General features: G+C 70.7%; 14 protein-coding genes. 4 read left to right on the plus strand and 10 right to left on the minus strand.

What is annotated here, in order from left to right:
• Positions 1–183 precede the first annotated feature (183 nt).
• The 4 genes from Q0D57_RS06935 to Q0D57_RS06950 all read right to left on the minus strand — a co-directional run bounded on the left by Q0D57_RS06935 (position 184) and on the right by Q0D57_RS06950 (position 6070).
• A complete protein-coding gene (locus tag Q0D57_RS06935) occupies positions 184–2133 on the minus strand; it encodes a cell wall-binding repeat-containing protein (protein WP_291040285.1) in 1950 nt (649 codons plus the stop codon).
• A gap of 276 nt (positions 2134–2409) precedes the next feature.
• Complete coding sequence (locus Q0D57_RS06940; protein WP_291040297.1) at positions 2410–4209, minus strand: cell wall-binding repeat-containing protein; 1800 nt, start codon at positions 4207–4209, stop codon at positions 2410–2412.
• Positions 4210–4388: 179 nt separating this feature from the next.
• The gene (locus tag Q0D57_RS06945; protein ID WP_291040299.1) at positions 4389–4976 is read right to left on the minus strand and encodes a PH domain-containing protein; all 588 of its coding nucleotides are present in this window, start codon (positions 4974–4976) and stop codon (positions 4389–4391) included.
• Between the two features lie 233 nt (positions 4977–5209).
• Complete coding sequence (locus Q0D57_RS06950) at positions 5210–6070, minus strand: biotin--[acetyl-CoA-carboxylase] ligase (protein ID WP_291040301.1); 861 nt, start codon at positions 6068–6070, stop codon at positions 5210–5212.
• 116 nt (positions 6071–6186) lie between these two features.
• On the opposite strand from Q0D57_RS06950, the gene Q0D57_RS06955 reads away from it, so the two are divergent.
• A complete protein-coding gene (locus Q0D57_RS06955; RefSeq protein ID WP_291040347.1) occupies positions 6187–7758 on the plus strand; it encodes an acyl-CoA carboxylase subunit beta in 1572 nt (523 codons plus the stop codon).
• Between the two features lie 174 nt (positions 7759–7932).
• On the opposite strand, the gene Q0D57_RS06960 is transcribed toward Q0D57_RS06955, so the two are convergent.
• Complete coding sequence (locus Q0D57_RS06960) at positions 7933–9135, minus strand: acyl-CoA dehydrogenase family protein (protein WP_291040304.1); 1203 nt, start codon at positions 9133–9135, stop codon at positions 7933–7935.
• A 178-nt stretch (positions 9136–9313) separates the two neighbouring features.
• Here Q0D57_RS06960 and Q0D57_RS06965 point away from each other — a divergent pair, with 178 nt between their 5' ends.
• Entirely contained in the window at positions 9314–10276 is a 963-nt protein-coding gene (locus tag Q0D57_RS06965) for an AraC family transcriptional regulator (RefSeq protein WP_291040307.1), read from the plus strand.
• A gap of 137 nt (positions 10277–10413) precedes the next feature.
• Here Q0D57_RS06965 and Q0D57_RS06970 read toward each other — a convergent pair whose 3' ends face one another.
• Positions 10414–12939, minus strand: coding sequence for a phosphatidylglycerol lysyltransferase domain-containing protein (locus Q0D57_RS06970; protein WP_291040309.1), 2526 nt, complete (start codon positions 12937–12939; stop codon positions 10414–10416).
• 48 nt (positions 12940–12987) lie between these two features.
• On the opposite strand from Q0D57_RS06970, the gene Q0D57_RS06975 reads away from it, so the two are divergent.
• Positions 12988–13215 (plus strand): acyl-CoA carboxylase subunit epsilon, encoded by a 228-nt coding sequence (locus Q0D57_RS06975; protein ID WP_291040311.1) that lies wholly within the window; start codon positions 12988–12990, stop codon positions 13213–13215.
• A 260-nt stretch (positions 13216–13475) separates the two neighbouring features.
• Here the strand turns inward: Q0D57_RS06975 and Q0D57_RS06980 are convergent, their stop codons facing one another.
• Genes Q0D57_RS06980 through Q0D57_RS06995 form a run of 4 tightly spaced genes read right to left on the minus strand, consistent with a single transcriptional unit; the run spans position 13476 to position 17929 of the window.
• Complete coding sequence (locus tag Q0D57_RS06980) at positions 13476–14501, minus strand: hypothetical protein (RefSeq protein ID WP_291040314.1); 1026 nt, start codon at positions 14499–14501, stop codon at positions 13476–13478.
• The gene (locus Q0D57_RS06985; RefSeq protein WP_291040320.1) at positions 14498–15733 is read right to left on the minus strand and encodes an ATP-binding protein; all 1236 of its coding nucleotides are present in this window, start codon (positions 15731–15733) and stop codon (positions 14498–14500) included. The genes Q0D57_RS06980 and Q0D57_RS06985 overlap by 4 nt, the downstream gene beginning before the upstream one ends.
• Positions 15723–16427, minus strand: a complete 705-nt coding sequence (locus Q0D57_RS06990) for a response regulator transcription factor (protein ID WP_291040322.1) — start codon at positions 16425–16427, stop codon at positions 15723–15725. Before Q0D57_RS06990 ends, Q0D57_RS06985 begins: the two co-directional genes overlap by 11 nt.
• A 32-nt stretch (positions 16428–16459) precedes the next feature.
• Positions 16460–17929: a class I SAM-dependent RNA methyltransferase gene (locus Q0D57_RS06995; RefSeq protein ID WP_291040325.1), complete on the minus strand. Its 1470-nt coding sequence runs from the start codon at positions 17927–17929 to the stop codon at positions 16460–16462.
• Positions 17930–17970: 41 nt separating this feature from the next.
• Between Q0D57_RS06995 and Q0D57_RS07000 the strand changes: the two genes are divergently transcribed.
• Positions 17971–18629 (plus strand): Maf family protein (locus Q0D57_RS07000; RefSeq protein WP_291040327.1); only part of this gene is annotated, 659 nt, incomplete at its 3' end.

The following is an 18629-nucleotide window of genomic DNA, read 5'->3' on the forward strand; positions in this document are numbered from 1 at the left end:
GAGGAGTTTATCTTGTGCGGGTTCCGCCGCTGTGCTGCTTCCGCGCCGCCGCTTCTGCGGCGCGGGCGACATGCGGTGCCGCCGTCGTTCCACGTCGCTTCGCGGCGCGGAACGGCGACGGTACCGCGCTGGGTCGGCGAGTAGGGCCCGTTGCGTTCGGTGCCGTGGGGGGCACTCGTGGGGTCACTGGGGGAGGTAGGTCTCGAGTTGGGATTGGACTGCTTCGGAGAGAGTGTTGGGGCCGCCTAGGACGACTATGCGGTAGGGGTTGAGGCGGTCTAGTTGGGCGGCGACCGGGGCCGGGATGGCGTCCTTCTGGATGAGGAGGACGGGGGCGTCCTCGGCGATTGCTGCCGCTGAGCCGGAGAGGGCGTCGGGGAAGACCGCGCCCGACGCCACGTAGAGCGTGTAGACGCTTTGCGGGAACGCCCTCGCCGCGACGGCCGCCGAGACTGTGTAGCGGTCGGGGCCGTCTATGCGAACCACGCCGTAGGTGGATTGCAGGGCGGTGACCACGGACTCGTCGACGGTGTTGGTGCCGCCGAGGACGAAGATCACGCTCGGCTTCAGGCGAGTGATCTCGGCGAGCACGGCGCCCGGCACCTCGTTCTTCTTGGTGAGGAGCACGGGGCTGCCCTCGAGACCGGCTGCTGCGGATGTGGAGAGCGCGTCGGAGAAGACCGCTCCGGAGGCGAGGTAGACGGTCTGTGCGCCGTCGGGGAAGGCCGACTCCGATACCGCGGCAGACACCTCGTAGCGGTCCGCCCCGGCCAAGCGCGAGAGCGATCGGGTGTAGTCTCCGAGCGCCTTCTCCACGGCCTCGCTGACGCTTGCCGTGCCGCCGAGGATGACGATGCGCTGCGGACGCAAAGACTTCAGCCGAGCCGCGACCGCTGCCGGCACGGAGTCCTTCGACACCAGCAGCACCGGGCCGTGCTGTGCCCCAGCCGCCGCCGACCCCGACAGCGCATCCGCGAACCCACCCCCGGCTGCCACGTAGACCACGGGCACGCCGGACGCGAACGTCTCCCCGGCCACATTCGCCGAGACCTCGAACCGATCCGCACCGCTGACCCGGTCGACGGAGGGCAGCGGCCTCGGATTCGGCTGGAACATGACGACCTCGGAGGGGCGCCATGATCGAGGTGTCTCACCCACGAGGATCCGGTGCGTCTTCGGGTCGACGATGACCGAGTTGAAGTAGTCATTGGGCCCCGCATCCTCGATCGACAAGTCGGTGGAACGCAGAGTGCTCACTCCACCGATCCCTTCTCCTGAGTCGGTGGCGTAGACAGTGTGGAATGCCGAATCCACTGCGATCCCGTTCGGCATACTGCCTAGAGGACGGGAGGTCGCCGTGAGCGACATGGTCTGGAGCGAGAACTTCTCGACGTGCTCCGCAGACGGCCTATCGGTCGTGATGAAAAGCGAACCGCCGCCGATCGCGAGAAGATCAGGCCTGTTCTCGAGGGGCCACAGGGTGGTCGAACCGTCCGTGTTCAAGACAGTGATCGAGGAGTCGGGCTGGCTCGGCACGTAGGCCTTCCCCGAGTCAGGATCGACGACGACGCCATTCGGCTGAACCCCCACGGCGACCATGCGAGGTGCAGCAACGCCGGAACCGTCGAGGACACTGACGTTGCCGCTCGTCCGATTCGCCACGAAGACCCGGTTGTTCTTCTCGTCGACGGCGACAGCCCCGGCGAAGGTCCCGCCAGACGCGACCCGGCTGGTCACTCGGTTCGCGGTGGCGGACTGCGGGTCCACATCCGCCGTGACGATGGTGTCGTTGCCCGCATCCGCAACGTAGAGCTTGTGCGTGACCTGGTTGACTGCGGCGGCCACAGGGTACGTGAATGCGCCGTCGCTGATGGTCGTCACGAACTCGAAGCTCGATTCGCTGATGTCGTAGACCTGGACAGCCTTGTTCTTCTGGTCGAGCACGAAGGCGCGCTGGGTGGTGCTGTCGATGGCGATGTCGCTGACGCCATCGCCGAAGGTGTTCGGGGCGACCGAAGCCAGGCGCTCCAGCCCGAAGTCGCGAGGGGCGGCCTGGGCGGTGGCCCCCAGCCATCCTGCGACGACGAGCACCACGGCACCGGCGGCGAGAACGGAGAGTGAGCGGAGGTGCATGGAGATGAGATTATCTCATCAGCACGTCGGTGTCAGCCTCGGGTGGGGATCGGGTGCTCGGTGAGGGCGCCCAGGAGGTCGGCCGTGAGGCGGGCCGAGGGGATGTCGTGGAGGACGACGGTGAGGTCGGGGCCCGCGGTGACGCGGATGTCGCCGGAGGCGGCCGCCGCCTGGAAGGGGGTGCGGCGGAGGCGGACGTCGGTGACGAGTGCGGCATGGGTGTCGAGGTGGATCGACGAAGAGGGTCTGTCGCCGGTGATGCGGTCATTCAGTGAATCAGTCGGGGAGGTAGGACTCCAGTTGCGATTGGACCGCGCCTGAGAGTGTCTTGGCTCCGCCGAGGACGACTATGCGGTAGGGGTCGAGGCGGTCGAGTTCGGCGGCGACCGGAGCCGGGATGGCGTCCTTCTGCACGAGCAGGATCGGGGCATCTTCTGCGATGGCGGCAGCCGAACCCGAGAGGGCGTCCGGGAACACCGCGCCCGACGCCACGTAGACCGTGTAGACGCTCTCCCGGAACGATCTCGCCGCCACACCCGCCGACACCTCGTAGCGGTCGGCGCCGTCGATCCTCACGACCGGCCAGCGTTGCTGCAGCATGGCGATCACCGACTCGTCGATCGTGCTCGTGCCGCCGAGCACGACGATCAGGCTCGGCCGCAACCCGCCGAGCTCCGTGAGGACGTCGGGCGGCACCTCGTTCTTCTTCGTCAGCAGCACGGGGCTCCCTTCGAGGCCGGCGGCAGCGGATGCCGAGAGAGCATCGGAGAAGACTTCCCCGGATGCCAGATAGGCGACCTCAGCCCCGTCGCGGAAGGCCGCCGCCGAGACCGCTACCGAGACGGAGTAGCGGTCTGCGCCGGCCAACCGCGAGACCGAGTCGCTGTAGTCGCTGAGCGCTCTCTCGACGCCCGCACTGATGCTCGCGGTGCCCCCCAGGATGACGATCCGCTGTGGACGCAACGACTTCAGGCGGGTTGCGACCGCTGCAGGCACCGAGTCCTTCGAGACCAGCAGCACCGGGCCGTGCTGGGCGCCAGCCGCCGCCGACCCCGACAGCGCGTCTGCGAACCCACCGCCGGCCGCCACATAGACCACGGGCACGCCGGACGCGAAAGTCTCCCCGGCGATATTCGCCGACACCTCGAATCGATCCCCGCCGTCGATTCGGTCGACGGACGGGAGCGGCCGGGGATTCGGCCGGAACATGACGACCTGTGAAGGGCTTCCGAAGCGCGGGGTCTCACCGACCAGGATCCGGTGCGTCGTCGGCTCGACGACGACGGAGTTGAAGTAGTCCTCAGAGCCTGTGCCCTCTGGCGACAGGTCCGTGACTCTCAGAGCAGTGATGCCACCGATCCCTCCTGCGGCATGAGCCGCGTACACGACGTGAAGAGCTTCGTCGACGTCGATGTCGTTGGGCAGACTGCCGAGAGGTGGCGACGCCGCCACCAGGGTTCCACTCTCCAGCGAGAATCTCTCGAGGTGCGCCGCATATGGTCTGTCCGTCGCAGTGACCAGCGATCCGGCGCTGACCGCCAGCTGATCCGGGCGGTGGTCAAGAGGCCAGAGTGTGGTGGAACCATCCGGGTTCAAGACGGTGATCGTCGAGTCGAGTTGGCTCGAGACGTAAGCTTTCGCGGTCTCCGGGTCGACGACGACGTCCCTCGGCTCCAGCCCGACGGGCACCAAGCGAGGCAGGACGGTGCCGGCCCCGTCCATGACGCTCACGTTCTGACTGGATCGGTTGACGACGAAGACCCGATCGTGGGTTTCATCGACTGCGACTGCTCCGACGGATGTTCCGCCTGAGGGTATCCTGCTCGTCACGGTATCCGCCGTGGCCGACTCGGGATCGACGTCCACCGTGGCGATGGTGTCGCTGATCGCATCCGCGACGTAGAGCGTGTGGGTGACCTCGTTCACTGCGGCGGCGATCGGGTAGGTGAAGCCGCCGTAGATGGTGACCACGAACTCGAAGCTGGGTCCGCTGATGTCGTAGACCTGGACCGCCTTGTTCTTCTGGTCCAGGACGAAGGCGCGCTGGGTGGTGCTGTCGATGGCGATGTCGCTCACGCCATCACCGAAGGTGTTCGGGGCGACCGAAGCCAGGCGCTCCAGCCCGAAGGCGCGAGGGGCCGCCTGGGCCGTGGCCCCCATCCCTCCGGCGACGACGAGCACCACGACACCGGCGGCGAGAATGGAGAGCGAGCGAAGCTGCATGGAGATGAGATTATCTCATCAGCATGCCGATGTCAGCCTAGGGTGGGGATCGGGTGCTCGGTGAGGGCGCCGAGGAGGTCGGCCGTGAGGCGGGCCGAGGGGATGTCGTGGAGGACGACGGTGAGGTCGGGGCCCGCCGTGACGCGGATGTCGCCGGAGGCGGCCGCCGCCTGGAAGGGGGTGCGGCGGAGGCGGACGTCGGTGACTCGAGCGAGGTAGAGGTCCTGGCGGTCGCGCACGAAGAGGCCTCGGCGGGCGATGATGCGGCGGGTGGTGACCGTGTAGCGGTGGCCGAGCCAGGCGAAGAAGGGCAGCAGCGTTCCGAAGAAGACGAGCGCACCGGCCGCGGCGAGCGCCGCCCAGTTCTGCCATTCCTCGACGAAGCGTCCGCCGAACCAGCCGTAGGCCGCCGCCGTGGCGAAGAGGATCAGCACCGGGAACGTGAGGCGGCGGGCATGCGGTCGCACGCGCACGAGGATGGCCTCGGGCGTCGGCTCGACCGCGGTGGTGTAGCCGCCGTAGCCCGGGTGGCCGGAAGACGGGTCGCCCCTGCCGTCGTCGCCGTGGGTGCCCGGATCGGTGTCGCCGAAGCCTAGGTCGGCGAATCCGGGCTCAGCCAAACCAGGCTCAGCGAACCCGGGCTCAGCAAATCCGGGCTCAGCGAACCCAGGCCCACCACCGGCCCCCGGCCCCCCGGGGTAAGGAGGCGGCACCGGATACGGCACCCGCTCGGGCTGCGGCGGCACAGGATACCGCGTGGTGCGCTGGTCGGCGTCGGACGGGGATCCGGCCGCACCCCACCCGAACCGCTCGGTGGCGTCGGAGGAGGGGCGCGGGGTCATGCCCTCATTCTTTACCGGGAATCTCCGATTCCGCTGTCGTCGTGCCGGAGGTGCGTCACATCGCCCGCCGAGACCACGAGCGGCGCCTGGCCGTCCGGCAGCTCCACGACGAGCCGCCCGCCCTCGTCGAGCGACCGCGCGACACCCCGCCGCACGACCCCGCCCGGAAGCTCCACCTTCACCGCGCGGCCGAGCGTGACCGACATCCGCACCGCGTCGTCGAGCACCCCGCTCGCCACCGCATCGCCCCCGGATGCCCGCCAACGGTCGTAGAGCACGGTCAGGTCGTGCAGGTAGCCGGCGAGCACCGCATCCGGATCGATCTCCTGCACACCGGCGAGCAGCAGCGACGTGGCGGTCGGCACCGGCAGCTGCTCCTCGGTGAGCGTGAGGTTGACGCCCGCCCCGATCACGAGACCCGACGCATCCGGAAGCAGCTCGCCCAGGATGCCGGACACCTTGCGGCTGCCGATGAGCACGTCGTTTGGCCACTTGAGCCCCACGGGGACGGCGCTCCGGTGCGCGAGCCCGTGCACCACCTGCGCCATGGCGATGCCCGCCAGGAGCGGCAGCACCCCCCAGCGCTCGACCGGCACGGCGCGCCCCTCGTCGTCGTGCGGGCGCAGCAGCACCGAGATGGCGAGCGACGAACCGGCCGGAGCGCTCCAAGTGCGACCGAGCCTGCCCTTGCCGGCGGTCTGGTCGTCGGTGGCGACCACGGCGAGATCCGGCCACTCCGCCGCCGACGGACCGGCCGCCGCCTGCGCGAGCACCTCGTTCGTCGACCCGGCCCTGGCCATCCACTCGAACCGCGACGCCGTCGCCGACGACAGCGGGAAACGGGGATGCGGAGCTCGATGAGGCAGATGCATGCCGCCAAGCTACCCGACCGCGCCCGGCTGTTGGAGGTTTCGGCAACGAAGGGGCGGGAGGGGTGGCCGGTAGAGTGAACGGCGTGAGTGAAGACGCGACGACCGACCAGCCCGACATGTACACGACGGCGGGCAAGCTGGCCGACCTGAAGAACCGTTACCACGAGGCGGTGACGGCCTCCGGGGCCGCCGCCATCGAGAAGCAGCACAAGCGCGGCAAGAAGACCGCCCGCGAGCGCATCGAGCAGCTGCTCGACCACGGCAGCTTCGTGGAGATCGACGAGTTCGTGCGCCACCGCACCCACGCCTTCGGCATGGAGAAGTCGCGGCCCTACGGCGACGCCGTCGTCACGGGCACCGGCACCATCCACGGCCGCCAAGTGGCCGTCTACGCCCAGGACTTCACGATCTTCGGCGGATCGCTCGGCGAGGTCGCCGGCGAGAAGATCATCAAGGTCATGGACCTCGCGCTGAAGACGGGCGTTCCGATCATCGGCATGCTCGACTCGGGCGGCGCACGCATCCAGGAGGGTGTCGTGGCGCTCGGCAAGTACGGCGAGATCTTCCGCCGCAACACGGCCGCGTCGGGGGTCATCCCGCAGATCTCCATCATCATGGGCCCGGCGGCCGGCGGTGCCGTCTACTCCCCCGCCCTCACCGACTTCGTGATCATGGTCGACAAGACCAGCCAGATGTTCGTCACGGGTCCGGATGTCATCAAGACCGTCACCGGCGAAGACGTCGGCATGGAGGAGCTCGGCGGCGCGCTCACCCACAACAGCGTCTCGGGCGTCTCCCACTACCTCGCGAGCGACGAGGACGACGCGCTCGACTACGCCCGCGCCCTGCTCAGCTTCCTGCCGCAGAACAACCTGGCCGAGCTCCCCTCCTACGACAGCGAGGTCGAGCTCGAGATCACGGATGCGGACCGCAAGCTCAACACGATCATCCCGGATTCGCCCAACCAGCCCTACGACGTGCACACCGTCATCGAGCACCTCGTCGACGGCGGCGAGTTCCTCGAGACCCAGCCGCTGTACGCCCCCAACATCGTGGTGGGCTTCGCGCGGATCGAGGGCCGGAGCGTCGGCATCGTCGCCAACCAGCCGAGCCAGATGGCAGGCACGCTCAACATCGAGGCCGGCGAGAAGGCCTCCCGCTTCGTGCGGTTCTGCGACGCGTTCTCGATCCCGATCCTCACCCTCGTCGACGTGCCCGGCTACCTGCCCGGCACCGACCAGGAATGGACGGGCGTCATCCGGCGCGGCGCGAAGCTGCTCTACGCCTACGCCGAGGCGACCGTGCCGCTCGTGACCGTCATCCTCCGGAAGGCCTACGGCGGCGCGTACATCGTGATGGGCTCAAAGCAGCTCGGTGCCGACATCAACCTCGCCTGGCCCACGGCCGAGATCGCGGTGATGGGCGGTCAGGGCGCCGTCAACATCCTCTACCGCGGCGAGATCAAGCGCGCCGAGGAGGCGGGCGAAGACGTCGCGGCCGTGCGCACCCGCCTCGCCAACGAGTACACCTACAACGTGGCGAGCCCCTTCCTCGCGGCCGAACGAGGCGAACTCGACGGCGTCATCGAGCCGGCGGCCACCCGCGTAGCCATCACGAAGGCCCTCCGAGCCCTCAAAACCAAGCGCGCATCACTCCCCCCGAAGAAGCACGGCAACATCCCGCTGTAGCCCACCCCCAGGGCCCACACCACGCAACAGGCCCTACCCGCCGACCCAGAGCGATACCGTCGCCGGATGACGCCGCGCAGCGACGTCATCCGACGCCGGCATCGCATGTCGCCTGCGCCGCACGAGGGGCGGCGCAGCAAAAACACCCTCACACCCCGCGCACACCTCCGCCGATCACAGGAACGGCGTCCCCGCCTCCTGCCCCGCCAGCACCCGCCCGTGCACCTCGAAGTTCGTGTTGATCGCCAGTGCCGCATGCAACGACAGTGCATCCAGATCCCGATGGATGCGCTGGATCGGCACCGAGCGCTGGATCGCCGACGCGCTCGAGATGTCGAACAGGGTGCGCACCGCCCGGCGCGCGAGCCGCACCACCTGGGAGCACTGCCCGCGGATCTCGGCGCGCTCGAACACGCTCAGGTCGCGGCCTGTCTCCGCGGCCTCCGTGAGGCGGCGGGCGAGATCGTCGCGCAGCAGCTCGGCGGCCTTGATGTCGGTCGCGGCCGAGGCGAGCTCGACGTGGGTGATCTGCGCCTCGGCCTGCACCCACGAGGTGTAGGTGATCTTCCGGCCCGGCAGCCGATCGAGGAACGCGTCGAGCGCACCCTGGGCGGCACCCACCGGTGCGCCCATGCTGTTCACGAGCACCGTGGGGAAGAACGCCGCCTTGTAGAGCGAGGAGTCCTTCGTGGCTTCGGAGAGATTGAGGCCACCGAGCGCCTCCATGAGCGGCAGCGTGCGGTGCTCGGGCACGAAGACGTCGTCGGCCACGACGGCGTTGCTTCCGGTGCCGGCGAGACCCGAGGGATCCCAGTCGTCCTCGATCCTGAGCTCCTCCATCCGCACGAGCGGCAGGAGCATGCGGGGCGGCCCGCCCGCGGTGGCGCCCTCGTCGACGGCCGCGGCGAGCGCATCCCACGCCGCAGAACGGCATCCGGTGTTGAAGGGCCATCGGCCGCTCAGCCGGTACCCGCCCTCGACCGGGGTGAGCGTTCCGCCCGGGCTGAAGATGGCGGCCACGCGGGTGTCGGGGCTCGTGAAGACCTCGCGCTGCGCCTCGTCCGGGTAGTGGCCCACGAAGTAGGTGCCGACGGTGTGCAGCGAGCAGACCCAGGCGGTCGAGAGGTCGGCGCGGCCGATGGCCGAGAGGATGCGCACCTGGTCGGTGAGCGGCGCCTCGAGGCCGCCGTAGCCCACGGGAGCGGTGAGGCGGAAGACGCCGGCCCGCTCGAGCAGCCCGATCGACTCCTCGGGCACGCGGTGCTCGGCCTCGGCGCGCGCCGCGTTCTCGCGGAGCGCCCCCTGGATGCGCTCGACGGCGCGCAGCACGTCGTCTCCCGACGCGATCGTGGTGGTGGCGGGTGCGGTGATGGTCATGGCGGTCTCCTCCGTTGCAGTGCCGGTGCCGCGACGCTAGTCGCACGCACCGCGTCGACTCGATCCGATTCCGGCAGGCGGCATCCGGATCCGGCAGCCGATCCGGTTGAGATCGCGCCCACCGCGTGCGCATAATGCTGGGACACCAGCCCGTCCGACGATGCACGACGAGGTGCCGATGGAATCGATCCGGCCGCTCCGCGCCTTCCCGGTCGTCGCCGCCTCCGACCCCGACGACGTGTACCGGGCCGCCGCGAAGCTGATGAGCAGGCACCGGATGCACCTGCCCCAGCGCACGACCACCATGCGGGCCCGCATCCAGGCGGCTCAGCTCGAGACCTCGGCGCTGCTGTGGTTCGAGTACTGCACGCCCACCGAGATCTTCTCCGATCCGCTCGAGGGCTACTCCACGGTCCACGTGCCGATGGCCGGGCACCTCGAGGTCGAGCACGACGGCGACTGGCACCCCGTGAGCACGGGCACGGGCGCGGTCTTCTCCGAGGGCAGCCCCGTGCGGATGCGCTGGAGCGGCGACCTGAGACTCCTGGTGGCCCGCATCGACCAGACGGCCCTCCTCGAGCGCCTCGGCCGCCTCACCCGGGTCGACTCCCGCCCGCTCGTCTTCTCCCCCTTCCTCGACCGCCAGGGCGCGGGCGGTGCCGTCACCGGAGCCGTCATCGCCGCGAGCCGGGCCGTCGAATCGGCGGGCGGCTCCGGTCTCGATCCTCGGATCGCACGGCACTTCGACGATGCCCTCGTCAGCGCCCTCCTGCTGGGCCACGGCCACACCTATACCGACGACCTCCTCGCCCCGGTCGCCCTTCCCTCACCACGCGTCATCCGCACGGTCGTCGACCACCTCGAGGCCCACTACGCCTCCGACCTCACCGCGGCCGACCTCGCCCGAGTCGCCGGAGTCTCCCAGCGCTCCCTGCACGACGCCTTCCACCGCCGCTTCGGCATGAGCCCCCTCCGCTACCTCCGCGACCTGCGCCTCGACCGAGCCCGAGCGGCCCTCCAGTCAGACCCCACCGCCACGGTGGCATCCGTAGCCCCCGCAGTCGGCTTCCCCCATCTCAGCCGCTTCGCCGCAGCCTACAGAGCCCGCTTCGGCGAACCCCCGCACCGAACCTCTCGCTGACCCCACCCCCGCGGCACCACCACGTAACAGGCCCTACTCGCCGACCCAGAGCGATACCGTCGTCGGATGACGCCGCGCAGCGACGCCATCCGACGCCGGCATCGCATGTCGCCTGCGCCGCACAGGGGGCGGCGCAGCTATTTACCAGCCAGCGTGCGCACCAGCGCCACCGTCTCCTTCGCCGACATCGACGGGAGGTACGCTCGGCCGATCGCCGCACCGATCGCCGGGAGGCCGAGCGGATCCGGGTACGCCATGTGGATCGTCGAGTAGGTGGGGTTGAACTTGGCCTTGAACTTGAACAGCGACGAGAAGCCGTAGGCCGGCTCGAGCGTCTTGGCCAGGAAGTCGGCGAGCTCCGTCATCACGGTCGGCGCGGGCGCCTCCGAGCCCTTCGGCACGGGCGCGGTGGCGAGCGGGGCCCCCGAGAGCGAGAGCACCTCCACGCCGAGCTCCTTCATGTGCAGCGCGGAGGAGGCGATGAGGTACTCCATGACGCCGGGCATCGATCCGTCGCCCCGGCGCATGAAGTCGAGCGTGTAGCCCACGACGACACCGTCGCGGTACATCGGCAGCCAGCTCGTCACGGCGGCGATCCGGCCGTCGGCGTCGAGCGCGAGCATGAGCGCGACATCCGGATCCTTGATCTCCTCGAGTGCGCCGAGCGTGAACCCCATCTCGGGCAGCTCCTTCTCCGAGACCCAGGCCTCCGAGATGGCGTTGATCTGCGAGATCATCGACCGCGACAGCTCGTCGTAGGTCGTCCAGACCGTCGTCATGCCCTCGCGCACGCCCTTGTTGAGCGACGAGCGCACGTTCTGCCACGACTTGCCCGCCATCTCGAGCGTCTGCGGGTGCATGAGCGTCTCCTCGCCCACCGACATGTGCGACCAGCCCATCTCCTCGAAGAACGGCAGGTACTGCGAGTGCACGCTGTAGAACACGGGGATCCAGCTGTGGCTGTCGCAGAAGCGCGCGAAGTCGCGCACGGTCTGCCGCTCGTCGCCGGTGGCGCAGACGGGGTCGGACATCGTGATGGCGACGTCGTTGATCACGCGGTAGGCCACCGCCGCATCGCCGGCCTCGTTGAACCAGTACACGTTGCCGGGCCAGGTGGTCATCCAGCCGAGGGTGCCGCCGCCACCACGGCGGAGCAGGGCGCGGATGCGCTGGTGGTCGCCCACCTGCACGCGCTGCTCCATCGAGGCGATGAGCTGGAAGGCGGCGATCGTGAACACGACCCAGAACAGCGGCCCCACCCAGTGGAAGACGAACAGCGCGGGGCTCGGCGGCGGGATGATGACGTCTCCGGTCACCCCCACCAGGGTGATGGGGAGGAACCGGCGCGGCACGTCGAAGACGACCTCGACCACCGTGGTGCCGGCGGGCGTCAGCGAGCTGAGGGTCAGGATGCTGGCCACGATATAGATGAGCGAGAGCACCGCGAAGGCCCCCGCCACGATCACGGCGAAGCGGATGAACGCCTCCCGCGGCGCCTTGAGCGCGAACCGGCGCCGGTTCACGAACAGCAGGACGGCGACGGCCAGCGGCACGAGCACCGTGGAGCCGAGCCACACCGCGTACTCGCCGATGTCGATCGCCTGCAGCGCCGGCAGGTCGTCGGTGGTGGCCGTGTCGCCGAGCACGAAGCTGCCGACGAGGCCGAGGAACACCAGCGCGAGCGCGATCATGGCGAGGTTGGTGACGATGCCGAGCCAGAGCGCGAACCGGCGGCCCTTGCGGAGACCCCACGCGGCCACGAGCAGCAGGGCGAGCGGCACGAAGGTCTGCACGATCGGGCCTATGCCGCCGAGGGCGGAGAGCTTCTTGACGTCGTCGCAGACCTGGGAGGTGGCGGTGGAGCAGAGCGACGAGATGTCGGATGCGCTCGGGAAGATGTCGCCGTAGAAGCTCCCGGCGAGCCCGAACGCGCCGCTGCCGGACGGGTCGAGCCACGACACCAGCGGGCCGACCGCGGTGATGAGCACGATCGTGGCGATGAGCACGCGCACCTCGCCGAACGAGCTCTTCAGCCAGAGCATCCTCTGCCCGCGCCGACCCGAGAGCAGGTAGCCGATGACGAGCCCGGCGATGCCCGCGATCAGGCGGTAGACGGTGGAGGTGTCGCCCACGTAGAGGGCGAACATGATGAGGAAGCCGAACGCCACGAGCCGCACCCGGCGCCGCCAGAGCGGGCCCATCATGCCGCTCGCCACGAGCAGCGAGCCGATGATGGGGGTGAGCGGGTCGACCGTGAGGTCGATGCTCGTGCCGTCGGCCCACCACTCGCCGGCGAGCGAGCCGAGCCACTGCAGCAGCACACCGAGCCCCACGCCCAGGATGCCGGTGGCGAAGAACGCGAGCACGAGGCGTCGCCGGCCGAGCAGCCGCTCCGCCACGCCGAGGAGCACGAGGGAGAAGACGACGCCGGCGACGAGCTGGAACGGGTCCCAGGGGATGAACATCGCGGTGAGGATGGTCCACCAGTGGCCCGCATCGACCGTGGTCGTGACCCCGGCCGCCCAGGTCTTCTGCGTGATCTCGGAGGCGGGGCCGAAGAAGGTGCCGGCGGCGAGGGAGGTGGCGACGATGAGCACGGCGAAGCCGATGCTGAGCGGAACCGTCGCGAGGTACCGCCCCACGAATGCGATGGTCTTCTGCATGCCCGCGATTCCCCTTTGGTTGCTGGGTTCTAATGTAGCCTCGTCGATGTGAACGAATCGAACCTCCCGGACACCCCCCTTCAGGTGGTGTCGTCCGGCATCACCGCCGAAGAGCTCGCCGCGGTGACCGCGGTTCTCGAGGCCGCGATCGAGGAGGAGCTCGACGAGCTCCACTCCGAGGTGATCATCGAGCCCTCGGCCTGGGAACGGAGCCAGCGGGCCCTTCGCAGCCCCCTGCATCCGGGACCAGGGGTCTGGCGCGCGTTCTCCGGCTGATCCGCCGTCCGCCGACCGCCGTCAACCTGGACGCCGACTGGGTGATCTCTGTGCCGGGTCGCGAAAATGTCCTCCGAACAACCGACTGTGCACGCGCATCCGGGACCGCAGGATAGGTAGTGCTAGGTGCGTCTCTCCGGAGCTGCACTGCCGGATACGGGTCGACTAGGGTAAGCGGGCTCGTATTCCGGGGGCGAGTCAGGGCGGCATTCGGGTTGCCGCCCTGACTCGATATTCTCTTCTCCGCCTCGGCGCCGGGCTCAGACCTCGTCGCCCTGGCGCGGCACCTCGAGCCAGAGATCGAGCTCCGGCTCCTCCTCCAGCCCTTCGCTCGCACGCGCCGGATCGGCGTCGCGGAGGCCCACGATGGTCACGGCCACCTCGTCGTCGTCGTGCGCCGTGCGCACCACCACCCGATCCGCCGTCGTGCCGCCGATCTCGCGCGCGATCACCGCGGTGACCCGGGAGTGGGCGGTGCAGTCGAGGTCGTCGATCCCCCCGTCGTCGAGCAGCGTGACCTCCACCCCTCGCCGCCTGGCGTCGCGCACCGCGTTCCGCACCCGGTCGTCGAGCAGCCGACGGCCCCGGATCTCGTCGCGCATCGCCGCCTCGAGGTGCAGGCACTCGCGCCGCTCGTCGGCCGTCAGCTCGCCGTCGGCCGTCACGATGCGCCGGAGCATGGGCGCCACCTCGGAGTCCATCTGGCCGAGCCGCAGGCGGCGCTCGAAGAACTCCGCCTCCTCCTGCGCCTGCCATTCCGCGGCCCGCTGCTCGGCGAGCTCGAGCAGGCGCGCATCGCGCGAGGCCCGCACGATGGTGAGGGTCGTGGCGTGCGCGACCCCCACCCACACCGGCCCGCCGATGGCGCCGAGCGCGGGGAGCTGGAGCGGGTCGCCCGTCCAGACGAGCACCGCCACGACCATCACCCCGATGCCCGCCCAGGCGAACCACGGCCGCTGACGCACGGCCGTGATGGTCATGAGGGTGCCGACCGCCCCGACGATCCAGGTGGCGTAGCCATTCTCGTCGGCGGCGTCGAGCTGGCTGAGCACGAGGATGAGCCCGACGGCGGTGACCCCGATGTTGCCCGCGGCGACCCCCATGGGCAGCCGGAGCGTGGGCCACGGCGCGAGGCTCAGCACGGTCGCTGCCGCGTAGAGCGCCATCGCGACGAGTGCGGGCACCGCCGAGTCCGGCATCCGGATCGTGTAGACGCCGAGCACCACGTGGAAGGCGGAGAAGGCGGCGGCGAGGCCGACGAGCAGGTGCCGCGGGAGCGAGATCATGCGAACGCCTCCTGCTGCCGGCCCGCGTGCCACTCGATGATCACCGAGGTGCCGGACCCCGGGACGGAGCGCACCTGCACCGAGCCGCCGATCGAGTTCACGCGCTCGCGGATCGAGATGCGCATGCCGAGGCGGTCGGCGGGGACCGCGTCGGGGTCGAATCCGGATCCCGTGTCCGACACCACCAGGGTGAAGCCCTCCCGGGCGTCACCGAGCAGGGAGATGTGGCGGGCGACCGGCCGGCCCTCCGCATCCGTGCTGCCGGCGTGCTGGATGCTGTTGACGATGGCCTGCACGACCGCCGAGTAGACGCCCTCGAGCACCCGCGCCGGCAGGGTGCCCTCGAACGAGCCCGCGACCGCGAAGCCCACGTCGGCGGCGAGGGCCTCGGCGAGCGCCCGACAGCGCTCGACGAGCACGGTGCGGGGCAGGTCGGGAGAGGCCTCGGTCTCGGCGTCGGCGCTCTGCAGCGCCACCAGCGCTCGCTCGGCCATCTGCACGGCGATGCGGCGATCCTCGGGCGTGGTGCTGCGGGCGGCCGCGAGCAGGGAGGAGAGCACGCGATCGTGGATGACGGTGTCGACCCTCGTGCGCTCCTGCTCGGTGGCGGCCCGCTTGGCCGCAGCCGCGTACCGTGCCACGGCGGTGGCCTGCGCCTGGTCGACCCGCGAGGCGGCCTGCCGGAGCGAGGCGATCACGATCACGAGGAACGAGCCGAGGAGGAGCGTGTAGGTGGCGTCGAGCAGGGCGAGCGGGACGGAGGCTCCACCCCCGGCGGGCAGGATGCGCAGGACCGTGTAGACGATCGGCACGAGCACCGTGTAGACGCCCGCCCAGGTCGGCGTGAACGAGATGGCGGCCGCGCCGACCGACACGATGACGACGTACCAGAGCCAGGGCTGGGTGCCGAGGGCCGCCTCAGGACTCCGCACGGCGAACGGCCAGAGGGCGAGCGCCAGCACGAACACGCACGCCACGACGGCCATCGACACCCGCACGCCGCGGCCGAGGAACGAGCACACGCACGCGACCACGAGGCTGCCGAACAGGGCGATCAGGATCCCGACGGCCCAGTCGGGCTTGAGCGTGTCGATGGAGTCGCGCAGCACCGGCAGGGAGAGCAGGGCGAAGCCGAGCCCGAAGATGCCCACCAGGCGGGCGAGCGCTCGGTCGATCTTGGCGCGGCTGAGGGGCACCACCCCGCGGGCGGAGAGGCCGCTGCTAGTGGACATGCCCGTTGTCGTCGAAGGCGAGGATGCCGTCCTCCACGGCCCGGCGAAGGAGCTCCACCTTGCTGCGGGCGGGGCGGCCGACCTCCACGTACTTCGCGCGGATGCGGTCGAGGTACTCCTTGGCGGTCGACACCTTGATGTTGAGCTTGAGCGCCACCTGCGAGAGCGGCAGGCCCGAGGCGTAGAGGTGCAGCACGTCGCGCTCGCGCTGGGCGAGCTGGGCCTTGCCGAACTCGCGGTCGGCGTCGATGGCGCTCGCCCACTCCAGGTTGTTGAGCACGTCGCCGCGCGCCACGGCGGCGATTGCCGCGATCACGGCGCTCGTGGCGGCCGACTTCGGGATGACGCCCGCGGCGCCCGCGGCGAGGGCCTCGCGCACGAGCCCCACGCGGTCGGCGATGCTGTGCACGAGCACGGCGGCCCCCATGGAACGGGCGTGCTGCACGTTCTCGGTCACCGTGAAGCCGTCGCCGAGGCTGAGGTCGAGCACCACGACATCGCACCGGATGCCGGCGAGCGCCACCCAGAGCTCGCTCACCGAGGCGCTGGCGGCCACCACCTCGAAGCCCGCCTCCTGGCAGGCGGCGCGGACGCCGAGGCGCACCGACTCGTGGTCGTCGACGATCGCCACGCGCACCGGGGAGGGGGTGGCGTCGGGGGCGCGGTCGTCAGCGCGGTCGGGGTTCGGGTCCACCGCCCCATCCTACGGGTGGAGGTGTCGGCGGGTCAGGCCCGCACGAGCACGCCGACGGTCTCCACGTGGTGGGTGTGCGGGAAGAGGTCGTAGGCGCGGGCGGCGTCGAGCTCGTAGCCGGACTCGCGGAAGAGGGCGACGTCGCGGGCGAACGCCACCGGATCGCAGGCCACGTAGGCCACCTGCGCCACGCCGAGCCGCGTGAGCGAGCCGACGACCTGCTTGCCCGCACCGGAGCGAGGCGGGTCGATCACCATCGTGGCGGCCTCGAGCCGGCGGCGCTCCTCGGCGGAGGCCTGCTTCTCGAGATCTGTGAGGTAGCGGTCGACCCGGGCCGTGACGGCCCCGGCGCCGATCCACTCGGCGAGGTTGTCGCCTGCGTGATCGGTGGCCGTCTCGTCGCTCTCGACGCTCGTGATGCGGGTGGCGGGGCCGAACTCGTCGGCCATAGCCGCGGCGAGGAGGCCGACGCCGCCGTAGAGGTCGTGGTTGGCCGCGCGCGGATCGAAGAGGTCGTGCCGGGTGAGGGAGCGCACGGCGTCGGAGAGGGTGGCCGCGGCGTCGCGGTGCACCTGCCAGAAGCCGTTCTCGGCGAGGCGGAACTCGCGGTCGCCGACCCGCTCCACGATCGTGGCGGGGCGGTCGGCCCGGGCGGAGGAGGAGTCGGGGAGGCGGCGGTCTGTGCCGCCGGTTCCGCTGGTCTTGCCTGCGGCACCGCGGCCGCGGCCCTTCTGCCCCCTGGCTCCGCCCCGGCCGCTGCCGTTGCCGCGACCGCCTGCGCCGCCGCCGGTCTTCGACTGCTCCTCGGCCACGAGCGACACGCGCACCTCGCCCTCGGAGGTCTCGACGAACTCGACCGCCGCGGCACCCTGGCGGTCGTGGCGCAGCGCCTCGGCCACCTGCAGAGCCTCGGCCTCGATGGCCTCGGTGGCGAGCGGGAGCGACTCGATCGGCACGACGGTGTGGCTGCGCGCGGCGTAGGGGCCGATGCGGCCGCCGGGGCCGATGTGCAGGCGCATGCGGGTGCGCCAGCGGGTGCCGGGGGCGCGGTCCGCCGGCGTGCCCGTTCCTGACTGCGCGGTGGCTCCGGCCTGCTCGGCGGCACCTTCGGCATCCGCTCCAATCGCCTCCACCTCGATCCGGCGGTCGACGCCGCCGAACCGGCGGAGCGCATCCTGGAGCACGTCGGCCTTGAGCTCGCGCTGGCGGGGCAGCGAGATGTGCCCGAACTCGGCACCGCCCGCCCGCTGCTCGGGAGCCCGGTCGAGGGCCGCCTCGGGCCAGACGTGCGGCACGCGATCGGCGGAGGCCTCGACGACCTCGACGGTGTCGGCGCGCCAGAACGACGACTTGGAGTCGTCGGCGATGCGGGCCAGCACGCGCTCGCCCGGAATGGCGTCGGCCACGAACACCACGCGGCCCTCGAGTCGCGCCACGGCCACGCCGCCGTGGGCTACATTGTCGATGTTCAGCTCGACGAGGTCGTTCCGGTTCTCAGGCATCCTCCGAGCATCCCACACCCCGCTCCACGAAGGCCGACACCGTGCGTCTCTACCTCGCCTCCACCTCCCCCGCCCGTCTCGCGCTGCTGCGGCAGATCGGCATCGAGCCGATCGTGCTGCCCTCGGAGGTCGACGAAGATGGGGCTGTCGCGGCCTCGGCCGCCGCGCGGGAGGCCACCGGCCGGCCGGCCATGACGACCGCCGAGATGGTGCAGCTGCTCGCCGAGGCGAAGGCCGAGGCCGTGGTGGCCGCTGCCGCGGCAGGGCTCCTCGACGAGACGCTCGCGGCGCAGGGGGCACCAGGTCCGCTCGACGGGTTCGTGCTGGGCGGCGACTCGGCGTTCGAGATCGGCGGGGTCGCCTACGGCAAGCCGCACCGGCCCGAGGTCGCGCGCTCGCGCTGGCTCGCGCAGCGCGGCGGCACGGGGGTGCTGCACTCGGGGCACTGGCTGGTCGACCACCGCGGCGGGGTGCGTCACGGCGGCTCCGGCCGCACGGACCACGCCGAGCTCACCTTCGCCGACGACATCACCGACGCCGAGATCGACGCCTACGTCGCATCCGGCGAGCCGCTGCTCGTGGCGGGCGCCTTCACGATCGACGGCCTCGCGGCCCCCTTCATCCGCTCCATCACGGGCGCGCCCTCCGCCGTCATCGGCATGTCCCTCCCGGTCGTCCGCGACCTCCTCGCGTCGGCCGG

It is taken from the genome of Herbiconiux sp. (assembly GCF_023264895.1).
Classification (GTDB): Bacteria; Actinomycetota; Actinomycetes; order Actinomycetales; family Microbacteriaceae; genus Herbiconiux.